1 rRNA gene (cut by a window edge) is annotated in these 1,522 nt (G+C 56.5%); it reads left to right on the top strand.

From position 1 onward, the window contains the following. Positions 1-1,500, top strand: a 23S ribosomal RNA gene (locus ACFY6U_RS52090); it begins 1,628 nt to the left of the window's first position. Positions 1,501-1,522: the final 22 nt, after the last annotated feature.

Below are 1,522 nucleotides of genomic sequence, written 5' to 3'. Positions count from 1 at the left end.
TAGTAGGTGAGTGATGGGGTGACGCAGGAAGGTAGTCCAGCCCGGGCGGTGGTTGTCCCGGGGTAAGGGTGTAGGCCGTGCGGTAGGTAAATCCGTCGCACATCAAGGCTGAGACCTGATGCCGAGCCGATTGTGGTGAAGTGGATGATCCTATGCTGTCGAGAAAAGCCTCTAGCGAGTTTCATGGCGGCCCGTACCCTAAACCGACTCAGGTGGTCAGGTAGAGAATACCGAGGCGTTCGGGTGAACTATGGTTAAGGAACTCGGCAAAATGCCCCCGTAACTTCGGGAGAAGGGGGGCCACGCTTGGTGATCCAATTTACTTGGTGAGCTGGGGGTGGCCGCAGAGACCAGCGAGAAGCGACTGTTTACTAAAAACACAGGTCCGTGCGAAGCCGTAAGGCGATGTATACGGACTGACGCCTGCCCGGTGCTGGAACGTTAAGGGGACCGGTTAGCTCCATTTCGGTGGGGCGAAGCTGAGAACTTAAGCGCCAGTAAACGGCGGTGGTAACTATAACCATCCTAAGGTAGCGAAATTCCTTGTCGGGTAAGTTCCGACCTGCACGAATGGCGTAACGACTTCTCGACTGTCTCAACCATAGGCCCGGTGAAATTGCACTACGAGTAAAGATGCTCGTTTCGCGCAGCAGGACGGAAAGACCCCGGGACCTTTACTACAGTTTGATATTGGTGTTCGGTTCGGCTTGTGTAGGATAGCTGGGAGACTTTGAAGCAGCCACGCCAGTGGTTGTGGAGTCGTCGTTGAAATACCAGTCTGGTCGTGCTGGATGTCTAACCTGGGTCCGTGATCCGGATCAGGGACAGTGTCTGATGGGTAGTTTAACTGGGGCGGTTGCCTCCTAAAGAGTAACGGAGGCGCCCAAAGGTTCCCTCAGCCTGGTTGGCAATCAGGTGTTGAGTGTAAGTGCACAAGGGAGCTTGACTGTGAGACCGACGGGTCGAGCAGGGACGAAAGTCGGGACTAGTGATCCGGCGGTGGCTTGTGGAAGCGCCGTCGCTCAACGGATAAAAGGTACCCCGGGGATAACAGGCTGATCTTCCCCAAGAGTCCATATCGACGGGATGGTTTGGCACCTCGATGTCGGCTCGTCGCATCCTGGGGCTGGAGTCGGTCCCAAGGGTTGGGCTGTTCGCCCATTAAAGCGGTACGCGAGCTGGGTTTAGAACGTCGTGAGACAGTTCGGTCCCTATCCGCTGTGCGCGTAGGAGTCTTGAGAAGGGCTGTCCCTAGTACGAGAGGACCGGGACGGACGAACCTCTGGTGTGCCAGTTGTTCTGCCAAGGGCATGGCTGGTTGGCTACGTTCGGGAGGGATAACCGCTGAAAGCATCTAAGCGGGAAGCCTGCTTCGAGATGAGGACTCCCACCCACTTGATGGGGTAAGGCTCCCAGTAGACGACTGGGTTGATAGGCCGGATCTGGAAGCCAGGTAACTGGTGGAGGTGACCGGTACTAATAGGCCGAGGGCTTGTCCTCAGTTGCTCGCGTCCACTGTGTT

The sequence above is a fragment of the Streptomyces sp. NPDC013157 genome (assembly GCF_042899865.1).
In the GTDB taxonomy this organism is placed as follows: domain Bacteria; phylum Actinomycetota; class Actinomycetes; order Streptomycetales; family Streptomycetaceae; genus Streptomyces.
This window is presented reverse-complemented; position numbering and strand designations above follow the sequence as displayed.